Source organism: Pseudomonas sp. NPDC089554 (genome assembly GCF_050280645.1).
Taxonomy (GTDB): domain Bacteria; phylum Pseudomonadota; class Gammaproteobacteria; order Pseudomonadales; family Pseudomonadaceae; genus Aquipseudomonas.
Map to the genome: position 1 here is coordinate 1 of NZ_JBNNVR010000173.1, position 3,170 is coordinate 3,170.

The 3,170-nt window shown below is 59.6% G+C and carries 5 protein-coding genes and 1 pseudogene; all 6 read left to right on the forward strand.

What is annotated here, in order from left to right:
- Window positions 1-408 (forward strand): annotated as a pseudogene (locus ACQKPE_RS26085) (signal recognition particle protein); the annotation flags it as partial.
- Between the two features lie 235 nt (window positions 409-643).
- Window positions 644-895: a 30S ribosomal protein S16 gene (gene rpsP / locus ACQKPE_RS26090; RefSeq protein ID WP_003252142.1), complete on the forward strand. Its 252-nt coding sequence runs from the start codon at window positions 644-646 to the stop codon at window positions 893-895.
- Between the two features lie 5 nt (window positions 896-900).
- Entirely contained in the window at window positions 901-1,437 is a 537-nt protein-coding gene (gene rimM, locus ACQKPE_RS26095) for a ribosome maturation factor RimM (protein ID WP_427669582.1), read from the forward strand.
- A 3-nt stretch (window positions 1,438-1,440) separates the two neighbouring features.
- Entirely contained in the window at window positions 1,441-2,193 is a 753-nt protein-coding gene (trmD, locus tag ACQKPE_RS26100) for a tRNA (guanosine(37)-N1)-methyltransferase TrmD (protein WP_003252146.1), read from the forward strand.
- A 43-nt stretch (window positions 2,194-2,236) separates the two neighbouring features.
- On the forward strand, window positions 2,237-2,587 hold the full coding sequence (rplS, locus tag ACQKPE_RS26105; protein ID WP_011535315.1) for a 50S ribosomal protein L19: 351 nt from the start codon (window positions 2,237-2,239) through the stop codon (window positions 2,585-2,587).
- A 101-nt stretch (window positions 2,588-2,688) separates the two neighbouring features.
- Window positions 2,689-3,096 (forward strand): acyl-CoA thioesterase, encoded by a 408-nt coding sequence (locus ACQKPE_RS26110; protein ID WP_427669583.1) that lies wholly within the window; start codon window positions 2,689-2,691, stop codon window positions 3,094-3,096.
- The last annotated feature ends 74 nt before the right edge of the window (window positions 3,097-3,170 follow it).

The following is a 3,170-nucleotide window of genomic DNA, read 5'->3' on the forward strand; positions in this document are numbered from 1 at the left end:
AAGAAGGGCAAGGGCTTCGACCTCGAAGACTTCCGCGACCAGCTGCAACAGATGAAGAACATGGGCGGGCTGGGCGGCCTCATGGACAAGCTGCCGAGCATCGGTGGCGTGAACCTGTCGCAGATGGGCAATGCCCAGGGCGCGGCCGAGAAGCAGTTCAAGCAGATGGAAGCGATCATCGACTCCATGACCCCGGCCGAGCGCCGCGACCCCGAGCTGATCAGCGGTTCGCGCAAACGCCGGATCGCGCTGGGTTCCGGTACCCAGGTGCAGGACGTCGGGCGGTTGATCAAGCAGCACAAGCAAATGCAGAAGATGATGAAGAAATTCTCCACCAAGGGCGGCATGTCGAAGATGATGCGCGGCCTTGGCGGGATGCTGCCTGGCGGCGGCATGCCCAAGCTGTAAGCGAATCCGATGGGCGGCCCGGTAGAGATGCCGGGCCGCCCATCAGACCCCGCCTCGGCGGGAAAATCGCCGCGAATCAGCGGCTTGAACCGCAAGTCTGGATAGCGAGGCAGGGCCTTGCTGAAAAAGCCATTTGCAAATGTCCGTGTATTCCCCGAGAATATGCGGCCTTTTGGGCACCCTGTGCCTATTTGGCATTCAGATTTGCAGCACCGACTATAGGAACGATGTTCACATGGTAACCATCCGTCTTGCCCGTGGCGGCTCTAAAAAGCGCCCTTTCTACCACCTGACCGTGACCAACTCGCGTAACGCCCGTGATGGCCGTTTCGTTGAGCGCGTTGGCTTCTTCAACCCGATCGCCGCTGGCGCCGAGGTTAAGCTGTCGGTCAACCAGGAACGCGTCACCTACTGGCTGAGCCAGGGCGCGCAGCCGTCTGAGCGTGTTGCTCAGCTGCTGAAGGAAGCTGCCAAGGCCGCAGCCTGAGCAGTATGAACGCGACGCCAGAAAAGGCTGACGACCTCATCGTCGTTGGCAAGATTTTTTCGGTTCACGGCGTTCGCGGCGAGGTGAAGGTGTATTCCTTTACCGATCCGATTGAAAACCTGTTGGATTACCCGCGTTGGACGCTTAGGCACGAAGGCACGGTAAAACAGGTCGAGCTGGTCAACGGTCGTGGCTCCCAAAAGGGCCTGGTCGTGAAATTGAAAGGCCTCGACGATCGCGATGAAGCCCGTCTTCTGAGCGGTTACGAGATCTGCATCCCGCGGAGCCTTTTGCCCAACCTGGCAGCCGACGAGTACTACTGGTACCAGTTGGTGGGCCTGAAGGTCATCAATCAGGACGAACAGCTGTTCGGCACGATCGATCACCTGTTGGAGACCGGCGCGAACGATGTAATGGTGGTCAAGCCTTGCGCAGGCAGCCTTGACGATCGCGAGCGCTTGTTGCCCTACACGGCGCAATGCGTGCTGGCAGTCGACCTGGAAGCGGGCGTGATGCGAGTTGAATGGGACGCGGATTTCTAAACGATGGGTAACCTTCGCGTAGACGTCATCACGTTGTTCCCCGAGATGTTCTCGGCCATCACGGAGTACGGCATTACCAGCCGCGCGGTGAAACAGGGGTTGCTGCAAGTGACCTGCTGGAACCCGCGGGACTACACCACGGATCGCCACCACACGGTGGATGATCGGCCTTTTGGCGGTGGTCCAGGCATGGTGATGAAGATCAAGCCTCTGGAAGATGCACTGGTTAGCGCCAGGCAAGCGACTGGAGCAGCGGCGAAGGTGATCTACCTCTCGCCACAAGGCCGCAAGCTGACTCAGCAGGCGGTCAAAGGCCTGGCCGAACAGGAGTCGTTGATCCTGATCGCCGGTCGTTATGAAGGCATCGACGAGCGTTTTATCGAGGCTCATGTCGATGAAGAGTGGTCGATTGGCGACTATGTGCTTTCCGGTGGCGAGCTGCCGGCCATGGTACTGATCGATGCGGTTACGCGGCTGCTGCCCGGAGCTTTAGGGCATGTGGACTCGGCGGAGGAAGACTCCTTCACCGATGGTCTGCTGGATTGCCCGCACTACACCCGACCTGAGGTGTATGCGGATCAGCGTGTACCCGACGTGTTGCTAAGTGGCAACCATGCACATATCCGGCGTTGGCGGATGAAGCAGTCCCTTGGTAGGACCTTCGAACGACGCGCCGATCTTCTGGAAAGTCGCTCGCTTTCTGGAGAAGAGAAGAAGCTGCTCGAGGAATACCTCCGCGAGCGGGACGATAGTTAAACGTATCGATGGTGGATCGCGTTATCCATCTTAGGAGCACAGCATGACCAACAAGATCATCCAGCAGCTCGAAGCCGAGCAGATGAGCAAAGAGATCCCGACCTTCGCACCCGGCGACACCGTTGTCGTCCAGGTTAAAGTGAAGGAGGGCGACCGCTCGCGTCTGCAGGCGTTCGAAGGCGTCGTTATCGCCAAGCGTAACCGCGGTCTGAACAGCGCCTTCACCGTGCGCAAGATCTCCAGCGGCGTTGGCGTAGAGCGTACCTTCCAGACCTACAGCCCACAGATCGACAGCCTGGCCGTGAAACGTCGTGGTGACGTGCGTAAAGCCAAGCTGTACTACCTGCGCGACCTGTCCGGCAAAGCCGCTCGCATCAAGGAAAAACTGTCCTGAGTGCAGTTTGACCGGTGGCCATGGCCGCCCTGCGAGAGAGAAAGCAGCCTTCGGGCTGCTTTTTTGCGTTCTGAAACCTGCCCTTGCGATGTGAGCTGCATATGACTACCCGAGACCAGGAAATCCAGCGCCGCACCGAGTTGTCGGTGACCCGCGTGACCAAGGCCGTCTTCCCCAACACCACCAACCACCACAACACGCTGTTCGGCGGCACCGCCCTGGCGTGGATGGACGAAGTGTCGTTCATTGCTGCCACGCGTTTCTGCCGCTTGCCGCTGGTGACTGTGTCCACTGACCGGATCGACTTCAAGCACCCGATCGCGGCGGGCTCGATCGTCGAGCTGGTGGGCACGGTGACCAAGGTGGGTAACACCAGCCTGCAAGTGCAGGTGGATGTGTTCGTCGAGAACATGTACGTCGATGGGCGCGAGCAGGCGATTCAAGGGGTGTTCAGCTTTGTCGCCATCGATGAGGACAAGCGCCCGGTGCCGGTGTTGCCGGAGGTTTGAGCTGTGCCTGTAGCGTCCCTATCGCGGGGCAAGCCCGCTCCCACAAAGACAGTGGAGGTCCTGTGGGAGCGGGC

Excerpts from the sequence above, each read along its gene's own strand:
- rimM (WP_427669582.1), top strand. The coding sequence starts at position 901 with ATGAACGCGACGCCAGAAAAGGCTGACGACCTCATCGTCGTTGGCAAG.
- ACQKPE_RS26110 (WP_427669583.1), top strand. The coding sequence starts at position 2,689 with ATGACTACCCGAGACCAGGAAATCCAGCGCCGCACCGAGTTGTCGGTG.
- rplS (WP_011535315.1), top strand. The coding sequence starts at position 2,237 with ATGACCAACAAGATCATCCAGCAGCTCGAAGCCGAGCAGATGAGCAAA.
- rpsP (WP_003252142.1), top strand. The coding sequence starts at position 644 with ATGGTAACCATCCGTCTTGCCCGTGGCGGCTCTAAAAAGCGCCCTTTC.
- trmD (WP_003252146.1), top strand. The coding sequence starts at position 1,441 with ATGGGTAACCTTCGCGTAGACGTCATCACGTTGTTCCCCGAGATGTTC.